General features: G+C 74.8%; 4 protein-coding genes. 1 reads left to right on the top strand and 3 read right to left on the bottom strand.

All coding sequences use genetic code 11. The annotated features are described in order from the left end of the window. From AWQ70_RS35810 to AWQ70_RS40765, 3 genes are all read right to left on the bottom strand, one after another. Positions 1 to 1604 (bottom strand): type I polyketide synthase (locus AWQ70_RS35810; RefSeq protein ID WP_245647310.1); only part of this gene is annotated, 1604 nt, incomplete at its 3' end. Between the two features lie 19 nt (positions 1605 to 1623). Continuing rightward, complete coding sequence (locus AWQ70_RS42195) at positions 1624 to 6393, bottom strand: type I polyketide synthase (protein WP_067186440.1); 4770 nt, start codon at positions 6391 to 6393, stop codon at positions 1624 to 1626. A gap of 18 nt (positions 6394 to 6411) precedes the next feature. Then, positions 6412 to 22842: a type I polyketide synthase gene (locus tag AWQ70_RS40765; RefSeq protein WP_067186442.1), complete on the bottom strand. Its 16431-nt coding sequence runs from the start codon at positions 22840 to 22842 to the stop codon at positions 6412 to 6414. 217 nt (positions 22843 to 23059) lie between these two features. On the opposite strand from AWQ70_RS40765, the gene AWQ70_RS35825 reads away from it, so the two are divergent. Continuing rightward, positions 23060 to 24283: a cytochrome P450 gene (locus AWQ70_RS35825; protein WP_067186445.1), complete on the top strand. Its 1224-nt coding sequence runs from the start codon at positions 23060 to 23062 to the stop codon at positions 24281 to 24283. The last annotated feature ends 37 nt before the right edge of the window (positions 24284 to 24320 follow it).

Consider the following 24320-nt stretch of genomic DNA (forward strand, 5'->3'; position numbering starts at 1 on the left):
AACCCGGCCAGCAGCACCTCACACTCCGAGCCGAGCACCACCGCCCGATGCGGCAACGCCGCCCGCGACAACAACGAGCGGCCAACATCCACGCTCTGCGGGCCATCCGCGGCCACGAACTCGCGCAGCCGCGCGGCCTGAGCCCGCAGGCCGTCAGCCGTCTTCGCCGCCAGCACCCACGGCACCGGACCGGAGACGGCGACCGCGGGGGCGTCCGGCACGGCGGACTCGGGGGCCTGCTCCAAAATGACGTGCGCGTTCGTGCCACTCATCCCGAACGATGACACAGCCGCCCGGCGCGGCCGCTCCTCGGACGACCACGACCGGGCCTCCGTCAGCAGTTCCACCGCCCCCTCGGACCAGTCCACGTGCGGCGACGGCTCATCCACGTGCAACGTCGGCGGCAACACCCCGTGGCGCATCGCCTGCACCATCTTGATCACGCCGGCGACGCCGGCGGCCGACTGGGTGTGCCCGATGTTCGATTTGATCGACCCCAGCCAGAGCGGCCGGTCCGCGCCACGACCCCGGCCATACGTGGCCAGCAACGCCCGCGCCTCGATCGGATCGCCGAGGCGGGTTCCGGTGCCGTGCGCCTCCACCACATCCACGTCGTCCGCGGACAACCGCGCACTCGCCAACGCCTGCCGGATCACCCGCTCCTGCGCCGGCCCGCTCGGCGCGGTCAGACCGTTCGACGCACCGTCCTGATTGATCGCACTGCCCCGGATCACCGCGAGGACCTCGTGCCCGCGCCGCCGCGCATCGCTCAGCCGCTCGACCAGCAACAACCCCACACCCTCGGACCAGCCCGCGCCGTCCGCCTCCGCGGAGAACGACTTGCACCGCCCATCCGACGACAGGCCGCCCTGCCGCCCGAACTCCACGATCGTCATGGGCGAGGTCATCACCGTCACGCCACCGGCCAGCGCCAGATCACAATCACCGTCGCGCAACGACTGGATCGCCAGGTGCAACGCCACCAGCGACGACGAACACGCCGTGTCCACCGTCACCGCCGGCCCCTCGAGCCCGAACGTGTACGCGACCCGCCCGGAGAGGATGCTGGGCGCCGCGCCCGTCAGGGCGAATCCCCCGTCACCCTCCGCCACCGACATGCCGATGCCGTATCCGGAGGAGGCCCCGCCGACGAACACACCGGTCCGGCTTCCGCGCATGGAGTCCGGCGCCAGCCCCGCGCGTTCGAACGCCTCCCAGACCATCTCCAGCAGCAGCCGTTGCTGCGGCTCCATGCCGAGCGCCTCACGCGGCGAGATGCCGAACAAGTCCGCGTCGAACAACGCCGCTCCGTCCAGGAAGCCCCCCTGCGCGGCGAGGCCGGCCGTCTGGGCGTCCGCACCGAGCCCGTCCACGCTCCAGCCCCTGTCGGCGGGGAACGGCGTGATGGCGTCCCGGCCGTCCGCGACCAGCCGCCAGAGGTCGTCCGGTGAAGCGACGCCGCCGGGAAGCCGGCACGCCATCGACACGATGGCGATCGGCTCGTGTGCGGCGGCGGTGAGCTCCCGGTTCTGGCTGCGCAGGAGCTCGGTCTCTTTCAGAGAGACTCGCAGCGCTTCGACGTAGTCCTCTATGGAAGCGGCCATCGCAAACTCCTTGTTGTGATCATGAGTCCCGGGCTCCCAGAGCCAGCTTCAGCAGGCTTTCGCCGTCCATCGCGTCGATCGACTCGACGGAGGTCCCGGGCACGGTGTCCTCGTCGGCGATCACGGCCTGTGGAAAGGCGAGCCGCAGCAGCGGCTCGACCAGGCCGGCCTCGCGGAGCCGGGACAGGGGAATGGCGAGCAGCGCCCGGCGCAGCAGCTCCGCCTCGTCGGTGTCGGTGTCGGTGTCGTCTCCGAACAGCTCCGCCAGCATCTCCCCGGCGAGCGCACGCGGGTTCGGATGCTCGAAGAGCAGGGTGGCGGGCAGGCTCAGCCCGGTCATCGCGGCCAGCCGATCGCGCAGCTCGACCGCGGTGAGCGAGTCGAACCCCAGGTCGCGGAACGCCCGGTCGGCGACGATCGCCCCGGGCGTGAGGTGGCCGAGCACCAGTGCGGCTTGCTGCTGCACGATCTCCAGGAGCCGCGCGACGCGATCGTCCCGCGCCAGGGGGGCAAGTCGCTCGCGTAGTTCGGTGCCGCTCTGAGCGATGGTGGAGCCGGCGGGCACCGGCGCCCGCCGCATCCGTACGTCGGGAATGTCTTCGATCAACGGCTGCGGATGGTACGCCGTGAACCCGGGCACGAACGCGGCCCAATCCACATCCGCCACCGTCACGCAGACGTCGCCGGCCCGCAACGCGGCGCCCATCGCCGCGACGGCCAGGTCGGGTGGCATGCCGAGCAGGCCGCGACGCCGCAGGAACTCCTCGGCCATCTCGCCGCCCGCCATCCCGTCGCTCGCCCACGGTCCCCACGAGATCGACAGGGCGTGGAGCCCCCGGGCCCGGCGGCGTACGGCGAGCGCGTCCAGTGCGGCGTTCGCCACCGCGTACGCGGCCTGCCCTCCGCTGCCCCACACCCCGGCGATCGAGGAGAAGAGCACGAAGAAGTCGAGTGGTGTGTCGGCCAGGAGGTCGTCCAGGCAGGCCGCGCCGCCCGCCTTCCCGTTCACGACCGCCTGGAAGTCGGCGAGTGCGGTACGGCCCAGCGGGGTCATGTCTCCCACCCCGGCGGCGTGCACGACACCCCGCAGCGGGTACTCGGCCGGGATGCCGGCCAGCACGCGGGCCATGCCGGCCCGGTCGGCCGCGTCGCAGGCCGCCACGGTCACCCGGGCGCCCCTCGCCTCCAGTTCCGCGACCAGGTCTTCGGCGCCCGGCGCCGACCCGCCCCTGCGGGAGACCAGCACCACGTGGGGAACGCCTTGCTCGACCAGCCACCGCGCGACGATCGCGCCCAGCGCACCGGTGCCACCGGTCACCAGTACAGAGCCGGACGTCGGAACGCCTGCCGAGCCGGGCGATCCCGCGGCTGCCGACGCCCGGCCCGCAGCCGGCCCTGCGGGGGTCAGGCGTCGTCCCGAGACGCCGGTGGGGCGGACCGCGACCTGGTCGTCCGCACCGGTCAGCACGCCCGCCAGCCGGTCGCCGAGCATCGGTCCCGCCGGGCCGGAGACGTCCACCAGCCCACCCCACAGGCCCGGCAGTTCAAGGCTCACCACCCGGCCCAGACCCCACATCTGCGCCTGGTCGGGGTCGATCTCCTCGTCATCGTGGACCGCCACCGCGCCCGAGGTCACCCACCAGACCGGTATCCGCCTGTCCGCGGCGGCGAAGGCGTCGATCAGGGCCAGCGCGCCGGAGACGGCGGCGGGCAGCGTGCCCGGTTCCGTGTCGGCGCTATCGGTCAGAGCGAGGAACGACAACACCCCGGCCGGTTCGCCCGCCTCCTCGAAGGCCCGATCGGCCTGTTCGCCGGTGTCGATCCGCGCTCGTACAACGCGCGCGCCCGCTCGTTCGACCGCCGCCAAGCAACTGTCGACTATTTCGGGACATTTCACGGCCGCGGGCAGCAGAGCAAGCCAGGTGCCGGAGAGGAAGGGCGCGGCAGCGGGAGGCAATGGCTTCCATCCGACCCGGTAGCGCCACGCGTCCGTGAGCCCCTGCGTGCGGCTTCGGCGACGCCACGCGGCCAGCGCGGGCAGCAGGGCCTTCACCGAGGGTTCCGCGACGTCGAGACCGAGCATGTCGGCCAGCGTGTCGGCGTCCTCCGCCTCGACGGCGGACCAGAAGGGGGCGTCGTCGGCATGGTCGGCCGTCTGCGGTGCGGGCGCCTGTGCCCAGTAGTGCTGCCGATCGAACGCGTACGGGGGCAGGACGATCCGGCGCCCGCCCCATCCGTCGAACACGGCCGGCCAGTCCACGTCGACGCCGGCCGCCCACAACCGGCCCAGCGCCGCCAACGCCGTCTCCGCCTCATCCCGATCACGGCGCAACACCGGCGCGAACACGGCCTCGCCGGCCGACTGCCGAGCCAGCGCGCAGAGCACCCCGTCCGGGCCCAGCTCCACGAACCGGGACACCCCCCGCTCGGCCAGGCTCCTGACCCCGTCGGCGAACCGCACCGCCTCACGCACCTGCCGGACCCAATAGTCAGGGGACGTGAACAGCCCAGGATCGGCCACCTCGCCGGTCAGGTTCGACACGATCGGGATCCGCGGCTCGGCGAACGTCAGCGTCTCCAGCACCGCGGCGAACTCGGCCAGCATCGGCTCCATCAGCCGGGAATGGAACGCGTGCGACACCCTCAACCGGTTGGTCTTGAAGCCCTGGGCCGTCCACCGGGCCGCCAGCTCGTCGATCACCCCGGCGTCCCCGGAGATCACCACCGAGCGCGGGCCGTTGACCGCCGCGATGTCCACCCGGTCATCGGCCGCCTCCCGGACCTCGGCCTCGGACGCCTGGATCGCCAGCATCGCCCCACCGGCAGGGAGCGCCTGCATCAGCCGGCCACGCGCCGCCACCAGAGCACACGCATCCGCAAGCGACAACACCCCCGCGCAATGGGCGGCGGCGATCTCACCGATCGAATGCCCCAGCAGGAAATCCGGAGTCACCCGGAGCGACTCCAGCAACCGGAACGACGCCACCTCCACAGCGAAGAGTCCGGCCTGCGCCCACACCGTCTGATCGAGATCGACACCCTCGGCCACCACATCCCGGACCGGCCGATCGAGCCGAACATCCAGCTCCGCGCACACCGCGTCGAACGCCCGCGCATATGCCGGGAAGGACTCGTACAAGCCCCGCCCCATCCCGGCCCGCTGCGCCCCCTGACCGCTGAACAGGAACGCCGTCCGGCCGGGAGCGACCGCCTCGCCCGCGACCACCGTGCCGAGGGCGTCCCGGTCAGCGCCGAAAACGACCGCCCGGCAGTCCATGGCCGACCGGGCGATCAGCGCACGTCCGACGTCCACCGGGTCGGCGTCCGGCCGATCGGCCAGGAACGCCCGCAGCCGCTGCGCCTGGGCCCGCACTCCCTCCGCCGTCTTCGCCGACAACAACCACGGCACGGCGCGCGGGGCCGCGCGGGGCTCCGGCGCCGGAGCCGGCTCACCCTGTTCGATGATCACATGGGCGTTGGTGCCGCTGACGCCGAACGAGGAGACGCCGGCCCGGCGCGGCCGATCCGCCTCCGGCCACGGCCGGGCCTCCGTCAGCAGCTCCACCGCGCCGGTCGACCAGTCCACCTGCGGGGTCGGCTCGTCCACGTGCAACGTCGCCGGCAACACGCCATGCCGCATCGCCAGCACCATCTTGATCACACCGGCCACGCCCGCCGCCGCCTGCGTGTGCCCGATGTTCGACTTCACCGACCCCAGCCACAACGGCCGCTCCCGGTCCTGCCCATACGTCGCCAGCAACGCCTGCGCCTCGATCGGGTCGCCCAGCACCGTGCCGGTCCCGTGCGCCTCCACGGCATCCACATCCGAAGGAGACAGCCGCGCGTTCGCCAGCGCGTCCCGGATGACCCGCTGCTGTGACGGACCGTTCGGAGCTGTGAGCCCGCTCGAGGCGCCGTCCTGGTTGACCGCGCTCCCCCGCACCACCGCGACGACGTCGTGCCCGAGCCGCCGCGCGTCCGACAACCGCTCCACCAGCAACACGCCGGCGCCCTCGGCCCAGCCCATGCCGTCGGCGGCGGCCGCGAACGACTTGCACCGCCCGTCAGAGGCCAGGCCCTGCTGCATGCCGAAGGCGCGGAACACGCCCGGAGAGCACATCACCGTCACACCCCCGGCCAGCGCGAGATCGCACTCGCCGGAGCGCAGCGCCAGCACCGCCAGATGCAACGCCACCAGGGACGACGAGCAGGCGGTGTCGACGGTCACCGCCGGGCCTTCCAGACCGAGCAGATACGCCACCCGGCCGGAGACCACGCTGCCCGCCGTGGCGGTGCCCAGGTAGGGCTCGCCGCCCTCGCCGCCGGGCACGTAGTCGTGGTACATCAGCCCGGCGAAGACCCCGGTGCGGCTGCCGCGCAGCGCGTCCGGGTCCAGCCCCGCGTACTCGAACGCCTCCCAGGAGGTTTCCAGGAACAACCGCTGCTGCGGATCCATCGCCAGCGCTTCCCGTGGCGAGATGCCGAAGAAGGCGGGATCGAACCAGCCGGCCTCGTGCACGAATCCGGCCTGCCGCGCACCGTGGCCGCCCAGTTCCCCGAGGTCCCAGCCACGGTCGGCCGGGAAGCCGGACAACCCGTCGCCCCCGGTGGCGACGAGCCGCCACAGGTCCTCCGGGGTGGTGACCCCTCCGGGCAGGCGGCAGGCCATGCCCACGATCGCGATCGGCTCACGGGCGCGCTCGTGCGAGTCCCGCAGCGCCTGCCGCGTTTCGCGCAGCTCGGTCGTGGCCTGGCGCAGATATCTGAGCAGCTCTTCCTCGTTCGCCATGGCGTCTCTCCCCGGACTTCAGTGCATCTGGTCAAGGATCTGGAACAGTTCCTCGGCGCTGGCCGACTCCAGATTCCGCGCGCCGCCTGCGTCGTCGCCGGTCCACCGGGACGTCAGCTCGCGCAGCCGCTCGGCGACCCTCGACCGTTCGGCGTCGTCGGGGCCGACGTCGTCCAGGAGCGGTTCGAGCCGGGCCAGCTCCTCAAGCACGAGGGCGGACGGCGCGAGCGGCGCGGGCGCCAGTTCGCCGCGCAGATAGCGGGCCAGCCCCACCGGGGTGGGATTGTCGAAGATCAGCGTCGCGGGCAGCCGCAGCCCGGTCGCGGCGCCGAGCCGGTTGCGCAGTTCGAGCCCGGTCAGCGAGTCCATGCCCAGGTCGAGGAATCCGCGCTCGGGCCGGACGGAGTTGGGCGAGGAGTGTCCCAGCACCGCCGCCACGGCCGTGCGCACCAGGTCGAGCAGGACCTCGTGACGTTCGTTGTCGGACAGGTCGGCCAACCGGCGGCGAAGCCGCGTCCCGTCGGAACCGGCGGCGGAGTCGTGTGCCGCCGGCCTGATCAGGCCGCGCAGCAGCGGCGGCACCAGGTCCGACCGCAGGCGCAGCTCCGCCGTGTTCAGGTTGACCGGTACGACGACGGCCTCGCCGGCGGACACGGCCAGGTCGAACAGTGCCATGCCCTCCTGGGTCGGCATCGGCGTCATGCCGAGCCGTTGCACGCGGCGTACGTCCGCCTCGGTCAGCTCGCCCGTCATCCCCGTCGGCTGGGCCCACGGCCCCCAGGCCATCGAGACCGCTTCCAGGCCGTTCACCCGGCGCGCCTGTGCGAGCGCGTCCAGGAAGGCGTTGGCCGCGGCGTAGTTCGCCTGGCCCGCGCCCCCGAAAGTGGCCGCCGCCGAGGAGAAGAGGTAGAAGCCGGACAGGCCGGACTCCAGGGTCAGCTCGTGCAGGTGCAGCGCGCCCAGGACCTTCGCGTGCAGTACGCGGTCGACGCGCTCCGGGTCGAGCGCGGTCAGCAGGCCGTCGTCCAGCTCCCCGACCGCGTGCACGACCGTGCGGAGCGGCGCGCCGGCCGGAACCCGCGCCAGGAGGTCGGCGACGGCCGCGCGGTCGCCGATGTCGCAGGCCGCGATCACGACCTCGGCGCCCAGGGCGGCCAGTTCGGCCGTCAGTTCGGCGGCGCCCGGTGCCCGTGGCCCGCGGCGGCTGGTCAGCACCAGGCTCCGCACGCCGTGCGCGGTCACCAGGTGCCGGGCCAGCGCCGCGCCCAGGGTGCCCGTGCCGCCGGTGATCAACGTCGTGCCGTCCGGATCGAACGGCCGGGCGTCCGGCTCGGCCGGTGGGGCCAGGCGCAGCAGGCGGGGCACCCGGATCCGTCCGGCGCGCAGGGCGAGCTGCGGCTCGTCGGTGCTCAGCGCCGCGGCGACGGCGGCCGGGTCGCAGTGTTCGTCGACGTCGAGCAGCACGAACCGGCCGGGATGCTCCGACTGCGCCGAGCGCAGCAGTCCCCAGACCGCGGCGGCGGCCAGATCGGTGACCTGCTCGGCGCGGTCGACCGCGACCGCGCCCCGGGTGGCCAGCACCAGGCGTGACCCGGCGAAGCGTTCGTCCGCGATCCACTCCTGCGCCAGGCGCAGTGCTTCGTGCGTGGCGGACCCGACCGACTCGGAAAGGTCACCGGCCGACTCGGAAAGGTCACCGGCCGGGCCGGCGAGCGGGATCAGGACGGTGGCCGTCTCGGACCCGTCCCGGAAGGAAGCCGCCACCGCTTCCAGGCCGGCGTAGCGCTCCACGCCCGGCCCGGTGTCCATGTCCGCGAGGGTGTCGCCGACGAGCACCAGGCGATCGTCCCGGCCGGCCGCGCCGGGGACGTACTCGGTCCATTCGACGTGGAACAACGACCGGCTCGCGGTCTGCCGGGCGGCGCCGAGGCCGTCCGGCACCGGCCGGGCGATCAGGGAGTCCACCGCCGCGACGGGCCGGCCCGCCTCGTCGGCGACGAGGACGGCGATGCCGTCCGGGTCGGCCAGGCTCAGCCGGACCCGCAGCGAGGTCGCGCCGGGCCGGTAGCGGCGCACGCCACGCCAGGCGAACGGCAGCTCGGCGCGGCCCGGCTCGTACGACGCGTGAAGCGAACGCAGCAGGCCGATGCCGTGCAGCGCCGCGTCCATCAGCGCGGGGTGCACGCCGAAGCGCTCGGCGTCCGGCCGCTCGCCGGCGAACGCCACCTCGGCGAAGACCTCGCCGCCCCGGTGCCAGGCGGCGCGCAGGCCCTGGAACGCCGGCCCGTACGCGTATCCGCGAGCGGTCAGCTCCTCGTAGAAGCCGCCGAGGTCGACCTCGACCGCGCCGTCCGGCGGCCACTGCTCCAGCGTGAAGGACGGGGCGGGCGGCTCCGGCGCCAGCGTCGCCGTCGCGTGCCGGGTCCAGCCGTCCGCGGTCGTGCCGTCGCCCTCGGCGTCGTCGTCCGGCCGCGCGTACACGCTGAGAGCCCGCCGCCCGGTGCCGTCCGGAGCCTGCACGATGGCCTGCAGCCGTACGGCGCCGCGCTCGGGGATCGGCAGCGGCGCTTCCAAGGTCAGTTCCTCGACCAGCGCGCAGCCGACCTGCTCCCCCGCCCGCGTCGCGATCTCGACGAAGGCGGTGCCGGGCAGCAGCACGGTGCCGAGCACGGCGTGGTCGGCCAGCCACGGGTGGGATTGCGGCGACAGCCGGCCGGTCATCAGGACCGCGTCCAGCCCGGCCAGGCTCGAAGCCGCGCCGAGCATCGGGTGGCCGGTCGTGCCGAGCCCGGCCGCGGAGACGTCGCCGACGGCCGCGCCGGACGCCGAGAGCCAGTAGCGCTCCCGCTGGAAGGCGTAGGTGGGCAGGTCGATCGTGCGGGCGTCGAGGCCGCCGAGGACGGCGGACCAGTCGACGCGGAGGCCGTCGGCGTGCGCCTGCGCGGCGGAGATCCGCATGCGGGTCAGGCCGCCGTCGCCCCGCCTCAGCGACCCGACGACGGCGCCGCCGCCCGCGTGGAGCTCGTCGAGGTCCTCCAGGGTCTCCTGGACGGCGACCGTGTGCACCGGATGCGGGCTGATCTCGACGAAGTGGCGGTAGCCCTCGCCCGCGACGTCGCGGACGGCCTGTTCGAACTCGACGGTGCCGCGCAGGTTGCGGTACCAGTACGCGGCGTCGAGTTCGGTGGTGTCGGTCCAGCGGCCGAGCACGGTCGAGTAGAAGGAGGTCTCCGACTCGCGCGGGCGGATGCCGTCGAGCGCCGCGATCAGTCCCGCCTCGAGCCGCTCGACCTGGGCCGAGTGCGAGGCGTAGTCGACCGCGATCCGCCGTACCCGCACCCGGTCCGCCTCGCAGCTTGCGACGAACTCCTCCAGCGCCGCGACCTCGCCCGCGACCACGACCGAGGCGGGCCCGTTCACCGCGGCGACGGAGATCCGTCCGTCCCAGGCGCCGATCCGGTCCCGTACGCTCCCGGCGGGGAGCGCGACCGACATCATGCCGCCGCTGCCGGAGAGCGCCGTGATCGCCTGGCTGCGCAGCGCCACCACCCGGGCGGCGTCCTCCAGCGACAGCGCCCCGATCACGCAGGCGGCGGCGATCTCGCCCTGCGAATGGCCGATCACCGCGTCCGGCTCGACGCCCCACGAGCGCCAGAGCGCGGCCAGCGAGACCATCATCGCGAAGAGCGCCGGCTGCACCACGTCCACCCGCTCCAGGGAGGGCGCGCCCTCGACGCCGCGGACCACGTCCACGAGGGACCAGTCGGTGTACGGGGCGAGCGCCTCGTCGCAGGCGGCGATGCTCTCGGCGAACACCGGCGAGGAGTCCAGCAGTTCGGCGGCCATTCCGGCCCACTGCGACCCCTGGCCGGCGAAGACGAACACGGTGCGGCCGGCGACGGCGGCGCCCTTCAGCACTCCCTCCGGCGCCTCGCCCCCGGCCAGCCGGGCGAGCCGCTCCCGGAGGACCTCCCGGTCGCCGGCCATCACCACCGCCCGCTCCTCGAACGAGGTCCTGGTGCCGGCCAGGGAGTAGGCCAGATCGCCGAGGTCCGTCTCGGGCCGGGTGTCCAGCAGGTCCGCCAGCCGTACGGCCTGGGCGCGCAGCGCCTCCGGGCCGCGGCCGGACAGGAGGAAGGGCAGCTCGGCGTCCAGGGCGCGGCGCGGGGCCCGGTCCTCGTCGCCGGGATCGGGCGCCTGTTCCAGGATGGCGTGCGCGTTCGTTCCGCTCCCGCCGAACGACGAGACCCCGGCGCGTCGCGGGCCGTCGGTCGGCGGCCAGGCCAGGGGCTCGACGAGCAGTTCCACCGCGCCGGCCGACCAGTCCACGTGCGGGGTGGGCTCGTCCACGTGCAGCGTCGGCGGAAGCATGCCGTGGCGCAACGCCATGACCGCCTTGATCACCCCGGCGACGCCGGCCGCGGACTGGGTGTGGCCGATGTTCGACTTGACCGAGCCGAGCCACAGCGGGCGGTCCGCGGGACGGCCCTGCCCGTACGTCGCGATCAGCGCCTGCGCCTCGATCGGGTCGCCGAGCGTGGTGCCGGTGCCGTGCGCTTCGACGAGGTCGACGTCCGTCGGCGACAACCGGGCGCCGGCCAGGGCCTGCGTGATCACCCGCTGCTGCGAGGGGCCGTTCGGGGCTGTCAGCCCGTTCGACGCACCGTCCTGGTTGGTCGCGGACCCGGCCACCAGCGCGAGCACGGGGTGGCCGTTGCGCAACGCGTCGGAGAGCCGCTCCAGCACCACCACGCCGACGCCCTCGCCCCAGCCGGTGCCGTCGGCCGCGGCGGCGAACGGCTTGCATCGGCCGTCCGGCGCCAGTCCGCGCTGGCGGCTGAACTCGGTGAAGGAGACCGGGGTGGGCAGGACCGCCACGCCGCCGGCCAGCGCGAGCGTGCACTCGCCCTGCCGGATCGCCTGGCAGGCCAGGTGCAGGGCCACCAGCGACGAGGAGCAGGCCGTGTCGACGGTGACCGCCGGGCCCTCCAGGCCCAGCGTGTACGACAACCGCCCGGAGACCGCGGCGGTGCCCGTGCCCGCCAGGAAGAAGCCCTCCGCGGCGCCGAGCCCGTTGTCCGAGCCCAGCCCGTACCCCTGGAAGGAGGTGCCCACGAAGACCCCGGAACGGCTGCCGACCAGCGACGACGGGACGATCCTCGCGCGTTCCAGCGCCTCCCACGAGGTCTCCAGCAACACCCGCTGCTGCGGATCCATCGCCACCGCCTCGCGGGGGCTGATCCCGAAGAAATCGGCGTCGAAATGCCCCGCTTCCGCCAGGAACCCTCCCTCGCGGACGTAGGACGTGCCGCGCCGGTCCGGGTCGGGGTCGTAGAGCGCGTCGAGGTCCCATCCGCGGTCGGTGGGGAAGGGGGTGATCGCGTCGCGGCCGCCGAGCACCAGTTCCCACAGGTCCTCCGGCGTCCGGACGCCGCCCGCGTACCGGCAGCCCATGCCGACGATCGCGATCGGCTCGTCGGCGGCGTCGGCCGCGGCCGGTGGCGCGGCGACGGGGGCCGCCACCGCCGGGGCCCGGGAGCCGAGCAGACTCTCCGCCAGGTGGTCGGCCACGGCCTGCGGCGTCGGGTGGTCGAAGACGACGGTGGCGGGCACCCGCAGCCCGGTCGCGGTGCGCAGCCGGTCGCGGATCTCGACCGCCATGATCGAGTCGAAGCCGAGGTCGCGGAAGGCCCGGCCCGGCTCGACGGCCTCGGGCCCGGCGTGACCGAGCACCGCGGCGGCGTGGGCGCGGACCATGTCGAGGATCACACGTCCGCGCTCGGCGGCCGGCACGGCGGTCAGTTCCCGGGCGAACTCTGAGTCGCCCGGCGAGTCGGCGGACCCGCCGCCCTCGCCGGCGGCGAGCGCGTCGCGCACCTCCGGCAGGTCGCCGATCAACGGCCGCCGCCGTGCGGCGAGGTACGCCGGCGCGAACGCCGCCCAGTCGATGTCGGCGACGGTCAGCAGCGTCTCGTCGTCGGCGAGTGCCTGGCTGAGCGCGATCACGGCCAGGTCCGGATCCATCAGGCGCAGCCCGCGCCGCTCCAGCAGCGTGACCGCCTCGCCGGTGGCCATGCCGCCGCCCGCCCAGCCGCCCCAGGCCACCGAGGTGGCGTGCTGCCCGCGCTCGCGCCTCCGCTGGGCAAGCGCGTCGAGGCGGGCGTTGGCGGCGGCGTAGGCGGCCTGCCCGCTGCCGCCCCAGACGGCGGCGCCGGAGGAGAAGAGCACGAACGCGTCCAGGCCCTCCCCGGCGAGTTCGTCGAGGTTGAGGGCGCCCGCGACCTTGGCGTCCAGGGTCGCGGCCAGCTCGCCGACAGCGGTCCGCTGGATCGGGTCGCTCTGCGCCACTCCGGCCGCGTGCACCACCGTGGTCAGCGGCGGTCCCTCCGGCAGCCCGCGCAGCAGCGCCGCGACCGCCTCGCGGTCCGCCACGTCGACGGCTTCGACCAGCACCTCGGCGCCCAGCGCGGTCAGTTCTCCCACCAGCGTGTCCACGCCGGGCGCGGCCGCCCCGCGGCGGCCGGCCAGCACCAGGCGCTCGGCCCCGGCCTCGGCCAGCATGCGCGCCACCCGGCCGCCGAGCGCTCCGGTGCCACCGGTGATCAGCGCGGTGCCGCGTGCCCGCCACCCGTCCGGACGCGACGCGGCGTCCCGCGGCGCCCGGGCCATCCGGCGGCCGAACACGCCGGCCGGGCGCACCGCCACCTGGTCCTCGTCGTCCAGTCCGGCGAGCACGGCGGCCAGCCGTTCCCGTGCACGCTCGTCCAGCTCCTCCGGGAGGTCCACCATCCCGATGCGGCGTCCGGACAGCTCCAGCCCCGCGACGAGCCCGAGCCCCCACACGTCGGCCTGCTCGGGGCGGGTGAGCGGATCGGAGGCGCCCACCGACACGGCGCCGCGCGTGGCGAGCCACAGCGGCGCGGTCATCCCCGCCGACTCGGTCGCCTTGATCAGCGCCAGGGTGCGCGCCAGCCCGCGGGAGACCACCGCGTGCTCCGGGTGCGCCGCGTCGTCCAGGGCCAGCAGCGAGAGCACACCGCTCGCCCCGGCCGCCTCGCCGTCGGACACGATCTCGGCGAGGCCGTCGCCCGACGGGTCGTCGGCGCCCAGCGACACCGTCGTCACCCGCGCTCCGCACGCCGCCAGGGCGCGGGCGTAGTGCTCGGAGCGGTGGTCGCCGGCCGCCGCGACGAGCAGCCAGGTGCCGGAGAGCGCCGCGCCGGGAGTCCGTGCGATCCGCCGCCAGCGCACCCGGTATCGCCAGGTGTCCACGACGGACCTGTCGCGCCGCCGCGCCCGCCAGCGGGACAGAACCGGCAGCGCGGGCCCGGCCGCGGCCAGCGCGGCGCGCGCGTCCGGGTCGTCGGCGCCGACCATGTCGGCCAGCGCCGTCAGGTCGGTGCCGGACACCGCCTCCCAAAACCGTTCCTCGTCCGGATCGTGCGCGGCCCCGCCGTTCGCCTCGGCCCGCTGCGCCGGCCCTCCGAGCCAGTACGGCTGCCGCTGGAAGGCGTAGGTGGGCAGGTCGACGGGGTGCCCGTGCGGGCCGCCGAGCACGACCGACCAGTCGGGCCCGGCTCCCCGGACGTGCGCCTCGGCGAGCGAGCGCAGGAAGCGGGCCGGGCCGCCCTCGTCGCGGCGCAGCGTGCCGACCACGACCGTGCCGGCCGCACCGGCGGTCTCCTCGGCCATGTCCTGCACGCCGGGGCCCAGCACCGGATGCGGGCTGGACTCGACGAAGACCCCGTAGCCGTCGTCGAGCAGGGCCTTGACCGCGGGCGCGAACCGGACCGGCTCACGCATGTTGCGGTACCAGTAGCCCGGGTCGAGGGCGGTGGTGTCCAGGGCGCCGCCGGTGACGGTGGAGTAGAACGCGATGCCGGTGGGCCGGGGCGCGACGCCGGCGAGGGCGGCCAGGGTCTCCTCGCGGATCGCCTCGACCTGTGGCGAGTGGCCCGCGCCGTTCACGCGTACCTTGCGCACCCGGATCTCGTCGGCGGCGAGCGCCGCGGCGAGCTCGTCGACCGCCTCGGGGTCACCGGAGACGGCGACCGAGCGCGGGCCGTTGACGGCGGCGATGTGCAGCCGGCCGGACCACGCGGCGATCCGGGCGCTCACCTCCTCCTCGGGGAGCGCCACGGCCACCATCGCACCGAGGCCCGCGAACGCGGACAGCAGGCGGCTGCGCACCGCGACGATCTTCGCGGCGTCCGGCAGGGTGAGCGCGCCCGCGACGTACGCCGCCGCGATCTCCCCCTGCGAGTGCCCGACCACCGCCGCGGGCGTGATGCCGTGGGCCCGCCAGAGCGCCGCCAGCGAGACCATCGTGGTGAACAACACCGGCTGGATGACGTCCAGCCGGTCGGTCGGGGGCGCGCCGTCCGCCCCGCGCAGGACGTCCTCCACCGACCAGGCGATGTGGTCGGCGAGCGCGGCGTCGCATTCGCGGACGGTGTCGAGGAAGACCGGCGCGGAGTCGAGCAGCCCCTCGGCCATGCCGGCCCACTCCGTGCCCTGGCCGGGGAAGACGAGCACGGTCCGGCCGCGGGGCCCGGCAACGCCGCGCACCAGGCCGGCCGCGGGACGGTCCTCGGCCAGCGCGTCCAGCAGGCCCGCGAAGGTCTCCCGGTCGTCGGCGAGGAGCACCGCCCGATGGTCGGACGACGATCGGGTGGTCCACAGCGCCCGCGCCACCTCCGGCACGGTCAGGTCGGGCCGGGACTCCAGGTGGGCGCGCAGCTTCGCGGCCTGGGCGCGCAGCGCGGCGCCGCCGCGCGCGGAGAGCACCCATGGCGTCGGCGCTCCGGTCAGCGGGGCCGCGACCGGCGGTGGCGGCGGCGTCGGGTCCGGTTCCGGCGCCTCCTCCAGGATCACGTGCGCGTTCGTGCCGCTCATCCCGAACGAGGAGACCCCCGCCCGCCGGGGCCGCCCGTTCCTCGGCCACGACACCGCCTCGGTGAGCAGGCGCAGGCCGCCCGCCGACCAGTCCACGTGCGGAGTCGGCTCGGCCACGTGCAGCGTGGCGGGCAGCAGGTCGTGCCGCATGGCCTCGACCATCTTGATCACTCCGGCGACGCCCGCCGCGGACTGGGTGTGGCCGATGTTGGACTTGACCGAGCCGAGCCAGACCGGCCCGTCCCCGTCGCGGTCCCGGCCGTAGGTCGCCTGGAGCGCCCGCGCCTCGATCGGGTCGCCCAGCGCGGTCCCGGTGCCGTGCGCCTCGACGGCGTCGACCTCGCCCGCGGCCAGCCCGGCCGCGCGCAACGCCTGGCGGATCACACGCCGCTGCGCCCGGCCGCTGGGTGCGGTGAGCCCGTTGCTCGCGCCGTCGTGGTTGACGGCGGTGCCCCTGACCAGCGCCAGCACCCGATGGCCGTGGCGCCGCGCGTCGGAGAGGCGTTCGACCAGCAGCACGCCGACGCCCTCACCCCAGCCCGTGCCGTCCGCGGCCGCGGCGAAGGCCTTGCACCGGCCGTCGCCGGCGACCGCGCCGCCCTGGGTGCCCTCGACGAACATGGTCGGCACGACCATCAGGGTGGCGCCGCCCACCAGCGCGAGGGAGCATTCGCCGCGGCCGAGCGCCTCGCCGGCCATGTGCAGCGCGACCAGCGAGGACGAGCAGGCCGTGTCGACCGAGACGGTCGGGCCCTCCAGCCCCAGCGTGTACGCGATCCGGCCGGACGTCACGCTGGTCGCGGTTCCGAGCAGCATGTGCGGGCCGATGCCCTCCGGCACCTCTCCTACGCCGATGCCGTACCCGGTGGTCGCCGTTCCTATGAACACCCCGGTCTGGCTGCCGTTGAGCGAGGTGGGGTCGATCCCGGCGTGCTCGACCGCCTCCCACGAGCATTCCAGCAGCAGTCGCTGCTGCGGGTCCATCGCGTACGCCTCGCGCGGGCTGATCCCGAAGAAGCCGGGGTCGAAGTCGGCGACGCCGTCGACGAAACCTCCCTCGAAGACGTCGCCGAAGCTCCGCGGGAAGGCGCCGAGGTCCCAGCCGCGGTCGGCGGGGAACGGCGTCATCGCGTCCACACCCCCGCTGACGACGCGCCACAGCTCCTCGGGGCTGTTCGCGCCGCCGGGCAGGCGGCAGCTCATCCCGACGATCGCGATCGGGTCGCCGGCCGCGGCCGCGGTGACCGCGGCGGGGGCGGCGGTCTCCTCCTCCGGCTCGCCCAGCGCCTCCCGGCCGAGCGAATCGGCCAGCAGCGCCGGAGTGGGATGGTCGAAGACCAGCGTCGCGGGCAGCCGCAGCCCGGTGGCGGCGGCCAGCCGGTTGCGCAGTTCGACGGCGGTCAGCGAGTCGATGCCCAGTTCCTTGAAGACGCGACGCGGATCCACCGACTCGGGCCCGGCGAAACCCAGGACCACGGCGGCCTGGGAGCGGACCAGGTCGAGCAGCACCCGCGAGCGCTCCTCGGCGCCGAGGCCGGCCAGGCGCCGGGCGAACGTGTCGGCGGCGACCGACGCGCCGTCGTCCGCGCTCCGCCGGCCGGCGCGGCGGACCAGGCCGCTCAGCAGGGCCGGCAGCGCGCCCGCGGCCTCGGTCAGGGGCGCCGCGTCCAGCCCGGTCGGCACCAGGGCCGCGTACGGCAGGGCCAGCGCCGCGTCCAGCAGCGCGAGCCCCTTCTCGGCGGTCAGCGGCGGGAAGGCGGAACGGCCGACGCGGTCGCGCTCGGCGTCGGTGAGCCTGCCGAACATGCCCGCGGTGTCGTCCCAGGCGCCCCAGGCCAGGGAGAGCGCGGGCAGTCCCGCGGCGCGCCGGTGGTGGGCGAGCGCGTCCAGGTAGGCGTTCGCGGCGGCGTAGGCCCCCTGCCCGGCGCTGCCGAGCGTGCCGGAGGCCGAGGAGAAGAGCACGAAGGCGGCCAGGTCGGCGTGCCGGGTCAGCAGGTCCAGGTGCGCGGCGGCGTCCGCCTTGGCGCGCAGCACGGCGGCGACGCGCTCCGGGGTGAGCCGCGTGACGACGCCGTCGTCCAGGACTCCGGCGAGATGGAAGACGCCGGTCAGCGGCCGGTCGGCCGGGATCGCGGCCAGCACCCCGGCGAGGGCGTCCCGGTCGGCGGCGTCGCAGGCGACCAGGTCGACCCGGGCGCCGTGCGCGGCGAGGGCCTCGGCCAGCGCCGCCGCGCCGGGCGCGTCCGGGCCGCTCCGGCTGAGCAGCGTCAGATGCCGGACGCCGTGCGCGGTGACCAGGTGCCGGGCCAGCGCCGCGCCGAGGCCGCCGGTGCCGCCGGTGACCAGGACCGTGCCGTCCGGGTCCAGCGGGCGCGGGAGGGTGAGCACCACCTTGCCGATCTGGCGGGCCTGGCTGACGTGACGGAACGCCTCGGGCGCCGTCCGCAGGTCCCAGGCGCGCAGCGGCGGCAGCCGGAGCGCACCGGCGCGGAACAGGGCCAGCAGCTCGGAGAGGATCTCGCCGATCCGCTCCGGTCCCGCCTCGGCCAGGTCGAACGCCCGGTAACGCACCCCGGGGTGACGTGCGGCCACCTCGCCGGCGTCGCGGATGTCGGTCTTGCCCATCTCGATGAACCGGCCGCCGCGTGGCAGCAGGTCCAGCGAGGCGTCGACGAACTCGCCCGCCAGCGCGTCCAGCACCACGTCCATGCCGCGTCCGCCGGTCGCCTCGGCGAAGCGGCGCGCGAAGGCGGTGTCACGGGAGGAGGCGATGCGGTCGCCGGCGACCCCGAGCGCGCGGACCGCGTCGTGCTTGGCGGGGCCGGCGGTGGCGAACACGTCCGCGCCGAGGTGCCGGGCGAGCTGCACGGCCGCGGTTCCGACGCCGCCCGCCGCCGCGTGCACCAGCACCGACTCGCCCGCGCGCAGTCCGGCCAGGTCGACCAGCGCGTAGTAGGCCGTGGCGTACGCGATCGGCACGGCCGCGGCTTCGGCGAAGGTCCATTGGCGCGGCATCGGCGCGAGCAGGCGGTGGTCGGTCACCGCCACCGGGCCGAACGCGCCCTGGCACAGGCCGAACACCCGGTCGCCCGGTGCGAGTCCCTCGACTCCCGGCCCGACCTCCAGGACCACGCCGGCCGCCTCGCCGCCCAGGACCACGTCGCCGGGGTACATGCCGAGTGCGCCGAGCACGTCGCGGAAGTTCAGGCCGGCCGCGCGCACGCTCAGGCGCACCAGGCCCGGTCCGAGCGGCTGCCCGGCCTGGCCGGTCGCCACAAAATGGAGGTTCTCCAGAGTGCCCGGCCGCCGGGTGTCCAGCCGCCACTCGGCGGCGCCCGCGGGCACGGGCAGGCCCACCGGCACGGCGGCCCGGACGAGCCGGGCGGCGAGCAACACGCCGTCTCTCAGCGCCAGTTGCGGCTCACCGCAGGCGACGGCGGCCGTCACAGTCTCCGGCGGGATGTCGGCCGCGGGAGCGTCGAGCAGCACGAACCGGTCGGGGTTCTCGGTCTGCGCGCTGCGCACCAGGCCCCACGCCGCCGCGGCGGCCGGGTCGCCGACCGGATCCGCGGGCACCGCGGCGACCGCGTCGCGGGTGAGCACCACCAGGCGCGCACGGGCGAACCGGTCGTCGGCCGACCAGTCCCGCACCACGGTCAGGACACGCGCGGTGACCGCGTCGGGGGATCCCGCCGGGCAGGGCAGCACCACGATGCCGGGCGCCCGGCCGTCCTCGTCGATCGCGGCGGCCAGGTCGTCGGCGTCGTCGAGCACCGCGATGTCCGGCGGCACGGTGACCCGCTGCTCGCCGCCGGCCGGCCGCCGCCAGTCCAGACGGCACAGGCCGGCCGGGTCGGCGGTCGTCTCCGGCGCCGACGCGGGGCGCAGGACCAGCCGGTCGACGGTGATGACGGGCCGCCCGCCGCCGTCGTAGGCCGCCAGGGAGAGGGCGTCGTCGCCGTACGGGGTCAGGCGGGCGCGCAGGGTGGTCGCGCCCGAGGCCCGCAGGGACACGCCGGTCCAGGAGAAGGGCAGGCCCGCGGTCGTCGGCCCGGCATCGGCGGCGCCACCGGTGAGGGCGCGGGCGGCCAGGGCGTGCAGGACCGCGTCCAGCAGCGCGGGGTGCAACCCGTAACGGCGGGCGCCGGCCTCTTCCCGCTCGGGCAGCCGCACCTCGGCGAAGATCTCCTCGCCCCTGAGCCACACGGCGGACAGGCCGCGGAAGACCTCGCCGTAGGCCAAACCGGCCGCGTCCAGCAGCGCGTAGACGGCGCCGGCCTCGGCCTCGACGGCCCCCGCCGGGGGCCACTGCTCCAGAGCCGCCGCCGCGGCGTCACCGGCAGGAGCGAGCACGCCGGTCGCGTGCCGCGTCCACGGCCGGTCCGGCCAGCCGCCGTCGGCCCGGTCGCCGGCCCGCGAATACACCGAGACCGTACGCCGTCCGTCGTCGCCGGCGCCGCCCACGGCGACCTGCACCTGCGCGCCGCCGTGCTCGGGCAGGACCAGCGGCGACTCCAGGACGAGCTCCTCGAGGTCTCCGCAGCCGACCTGGTCTCCGGCGCGGACGGCCAGCTCGACGAACGCGGTGCCGGGCAGCACGATCCGGCCGTGGACCACGTGATCGGCCAGCCATGGGTGGGTGTCGACGGCGAGCCGCGCGGTGAAGAGGAGCTCGTCATCGCCGGCCAGGCCGACACCGGCGCCGAGCAGCGGGTGGCCGGTGACGCCCAGCCCGGCCGAGGCGACGTCGCCGTACCACGGCGTGACGGCCGGCCAGTAGCGGGCGGTCTCGAAAGCGTAGGTCGGCAGGTCCACCCGCTCGCCGCCGCCGAAGAAGGCGGCCCAGTCCACCGGGACGCCGTCGGCGTGCAGACCGGCGAGCGCGGTGGTGACGGCGCGGGCCTCGGAGCGGTCCCGGCGCAGCGCGGGCAGCAGCAGCGCGGGCTCGGGGCGGCCGGCGAGGCACTGCTGTGCCATGGCGCAGGCCACACCGTCGGGCCCCAGTTCGAGGTAGCGCGACACCCCCTGGCCGTCCAGCCAGGCGACGCCGTCCGCGAACCGGACGGCCTCGCGCACCTGGCGGGCCCAGTAGTCCGGGTCACCCAGCTCGTCGACGCCGAGGGGCGCGCCGGTGACGTCGGAGACGATCGGGATCGTGGGCGGCCGGAACGTCAGCCCGGCGGCGACCTCCCGGAACTCCGCGAGCATGCCGTCCATGTGCGGCGAGTGGAAGGCGTGCGAGACCCGCAGCGCGCGGGTGCGCAGGCCACGCGCCCGCCATCCGGCCTCGAGCTCCTCCACGGCGTCCCGGTCGCCGGAGACGACCACGGAGGACGGTCCGTTCACCGCGGCCACGCCGACTCGCTCCTCCAGCCCGGCGAGCGCGGCGCGGATCTCCGCTTCACCGGCTTCCACCGCCACCATCGCGCCGCCGGACGGCATCCGCTGCATGAGCCGGCCGCGTGCGGCGACGAGCGTGCAGGCGTCGTCCAGGGAGAGGACTCCCGCCGCGTGCGCGGCGGCGAGCTCGCCCACCGAGTGGCCGAGCAGGAAGTCGGGTTCGACGCCCCAGTGGGTCACCAGCCGGTAGAGCGCGATCTCGACGGCGAAGAGCGCCGCCTGCGTGTAGGCGGTCCGGTCGAGCAGCGCCGCGGTGTCGCTGCCCGGCGCGGCGGCGAGCACCGCGCGCAGCGGCGGGTCGAACACCGGGTCCAGCCGGTCGCAGACCTCGGCCAGCGCCTCGGCGAAGACGGGGTGGACGGCCGCCAGCTCGGCGCCCATCCCGGCTCGTTGCGCGCCCTGACCGGTGAAGAGGAACGCCAGCTTGCCCTTGCGTGCCGTACCCCGCGTGATCCGGCCGCTTTCGGCGCCGTTCTCCAGCGCGGCCAGGGCGGCGAGCAGCTCCTCGCGGTCGTCCGCCACGACCACCGCGCGATGGGTCAGCGCGGCGCGGGTGGTCGCCAGCGAGAACCCCACGTCGGCCAGGTCGAGCTCGGGGCCGGCCGCGATCAGAGAGCGCAGGCGCGCGGCCTGGCCGCGCAGGCCGGACTCCGTCTTCGCTCCGAGGGGGAACGGCAGCGGGCCGGCGGTCGTCTTCACGCCGGAGGGAGTCGGTGGCGGACCCCCGGCCGGGCCCGGCTCCCGCTCGGGGGCCTCCTCCGGGATCTCGGGGGCCTCCTCCAGGATGACGTGCGCGTTGGTGCCACTGATCCCGAAAGCCGACACCCCCGCCCGGCGCGGCTCATCGGTCCGCGGCCACGGACGGGCGGCGGTGAGCAGTTCCACCGCGCCCGCGGACCAGTCGACGTGCGGGGTGGGCTCGTCCACGTGCAACGTCGAGGGCAGCACCTCCGCCCGCAACGCCATGACGGCCTTGATCACTCCGGCCACGCCCGCCGCGGCCTGGGCGTGTCCGATGTTCGACTTCACCGAGCCGATCCACAACGGGCGTTCGGCCGGACGGCCCTGCCCGTACGTCGCGATGAGCGCCTGCGCCTCGATCGGGTCGCCCAGCTCGGTGCCGGTGCCGTGCGCCTCGACGAGGTCGACGTCTCCGGTGGACAGCCGGGCGCTCTCCAGGGCCTGCATGATCACCCGCTGCTGTGACGGGCCGTTCGGCGCGGTCAGGCCGTTGGAGGCGCCGTCCTGGTTGGTCGCGGAGCCGCGCACGACGGCGAGCACCGGGTGGCCGTGCCTGCGCGCGTCCGAGAGCCGCTCCACCAGGAGCACTCCCGCTCCCTCGGACCAGCCGGTGCCGTCGGCCGACGCGGCGAACGATTTGCACCGGCCGTCTCCGGCCAGGCCGCGCTGGCGGCTGAACTCGGTGAAGACGCCGGGCGTGGCCATGACGGTGACGCCGCCCACCAGCGCCATGGTGCTCTCGCCCTGCCGCAGCGAGCGTGCGGCCAGGTGGAGCGCGACCAGTGAGGAGGAGCAGGCGGTGTCGACGGTGATCGCCGGGCCTTCGAGGCCGAGCGTGTAGGACACCCGGCCCGAGGTGACCGCGGGCGCGCCGCCGGTGAGCAGGTAGCCCTCGCCGTCATCGTGCGGCGCGGCGGCCACCATCGTGGTGTAGTTCTGGTCGTTGGTGCCGATGAACACGCCGGTGTGGCTGCCGCGTAACGAGGCCGGATCGATGCCGGCGCGCTCGACCGCCTCCCAGCACACCTGGAGCAGCAACCGCTGCTGCGGGTCCATCGCCAGCGCCTCGCGCGGAGAGATCCCGAAGAATCCGGCGTCGAACTCCGCCGCGTCCGCCACGAACCCGCCCTCGCGCACGTAACTCGTGGCCGGGCGATCCGGATCGTCGTCGAAGAGCCGGTCGAGGTCCCAGCCGCGGTCCTGCGGGAAGGCGCCGATGCCGTCCCCGCCGCCGGCGACCAGCCGCCACAGGTCCTCCGGCGAGCGCACACCGCCGGGGAACCGGCAGCTCATCCCGACGATCGCGATCGGCTCGTGGTCGGCGACCTCGAGATCGGCCAGCCGCCGCCTGGTCCGATGCAGATCCGCGGTGACCAGCTTCAGATAGTCGCGAAGTGTCTCGTTATCAACCATCTGATGAAACCTCTTCCGCGAATGGCACGGCAAACGAGTAATAGGCGACGGGTCGCCTATTCGGAGAGGCTAATCAGGGCGGCGCACGCCCACTACCCCTAATCCGCCGTCGCGCGCCCCCCTTAACGGCAGGCCACAAGGGCAGGTCAGGGGTTGACCCGGCGATGATCGGCCAATAAGGCTGGAGAGTCGCCTCAACAATTAGATTGGCCTTGTCATGGTTGAGAGATTAAAGACCCGGGTTCTCTTCGATCTCAACGATCCGGCGATCCACCGAAACAGATACGCGTATTATCGGCGGCTGCGCGAGACCGAACCCGTTCATCGCTCGCCGTACGGATACTGGACCCTCACCCGATACGACGACGTCGAGGCGTTCCTGCGGGCGCCCGAGGCGTCGTCGGCGCTGCCCGACGACCAGACCTTCGCGCTCCTGCGCGGCGGACCCGACAGCCCGGCCATGCGCAGCCTGCGCCGGTGGATGCTGGTCAAGCAGGGCGCCGAGCACCGCAGGCTGCGGCGGCTGGTGGCCGGCGCGCTGACCCCCAACGCGGTGGAACGCCTCAAACCGGAGATCTCGCGGATCGTCAACCGGCTCATCGACGAGATGGGTGAGGGCGAGGTCGACCTGATCGAACAGCTCGCCACGCCGGTCCCGGTGGCGGTGATCTGCGGCCTGCTCGGCATCCCGGTCGAAGACGCCGCGCAGTGCCTGAAGTGGACGAACGCCATCGCCAACATCATCGATCCGTTGATCACACCGCGGATGCGGGACGAGATGAACACGGCGGAGCCGGAGTTCGGCGCGTACATCCGGGCGCAGATGGATCTGCGGCGGGCCGCCCCTCGCGACGACGTGCTGACCATGCTGATGCGCAAGGACGCCGACGGCGAGGGCCTCAGCGACGAGGACGTGATCGCCCAGGTGCTGCTGCTGTTCAACGCGGGGCACGAGACGACCCTCAACGTCATCGGCAACAGCGTGCACGCCCTGCTCACCAACCCGGACCAGTTGGAGTTCCTGCGCGCCGATCCGGGAAGGGTGAACGACTGCTTCGAGGAACTGGCCCGCTACAACTCCACCGTGCAGATCATCGTCCGCCAACTGACCGGTGACCTGACCATCGCCGGGCAGCGCATCCCGGCGGGTGACACCGTCATGGCCATCCTCGGCGCGGCGCATCGCGACCCGGCGAAGTTCCCCGACCCCGACCGTCTCGACCTGCGCCGCGCCGGCGTCAGGTCGCTCGCCTTCGGCTCGGGCCCGCACCAGTGCATCGCCGCCATGCTCGGCAGGGTCGAGGTCTGCATGACCATCGCCGAGCTCCTGCGCCGTTACGAGACGATCGAGCTGGCCACCGCGGACCTGGAGTGGCACACCCGCTTCAACTTCGTCCTCGGCCTCAAGCGGCTCCCCCTCCGGGTGACCTTCCGCCGCTGAGCGGCCGCGCACGGACGCCGGGCCCGCATCGCCGACG

Source organism: Microtetraspora niveoalba, from assembly GCF_001570405.1.
In the GTDB taxonomy this organism is placed as follows: domain Bacteria; phylum Actinomycetota; class Actinomycetes; order Streptosporangiales; family Streptosporangiaceae; genus Microtetraspora; species Microtetraspora niveoalba.

Bases quoted from the DNA above. Each gene is read 5' to 3' on its own strand.
- AWQ70_RS42195 (WP_067186440.1), bottom strand. From the start codon at position 6,393: ATGGCGAACGAGGAAGAGCTGCTCAGATATCTGCGCCAGGCCACGACC.
- AWQ70_RS35825 (WP_067186445.1), top strand. From the start codon at position 23,060: ATGGTTGAGAGATTAAAGACCCGGGTTCTCTTCGATCTCAACGATCCG.
- AWQ70_RS40765 (WP_067186442.1), bottom strand. From the start codon at position 22,842: ATGGTTGATAACGAGACACTTCGCGACTATCTGAAGCTGGTCACCGCG.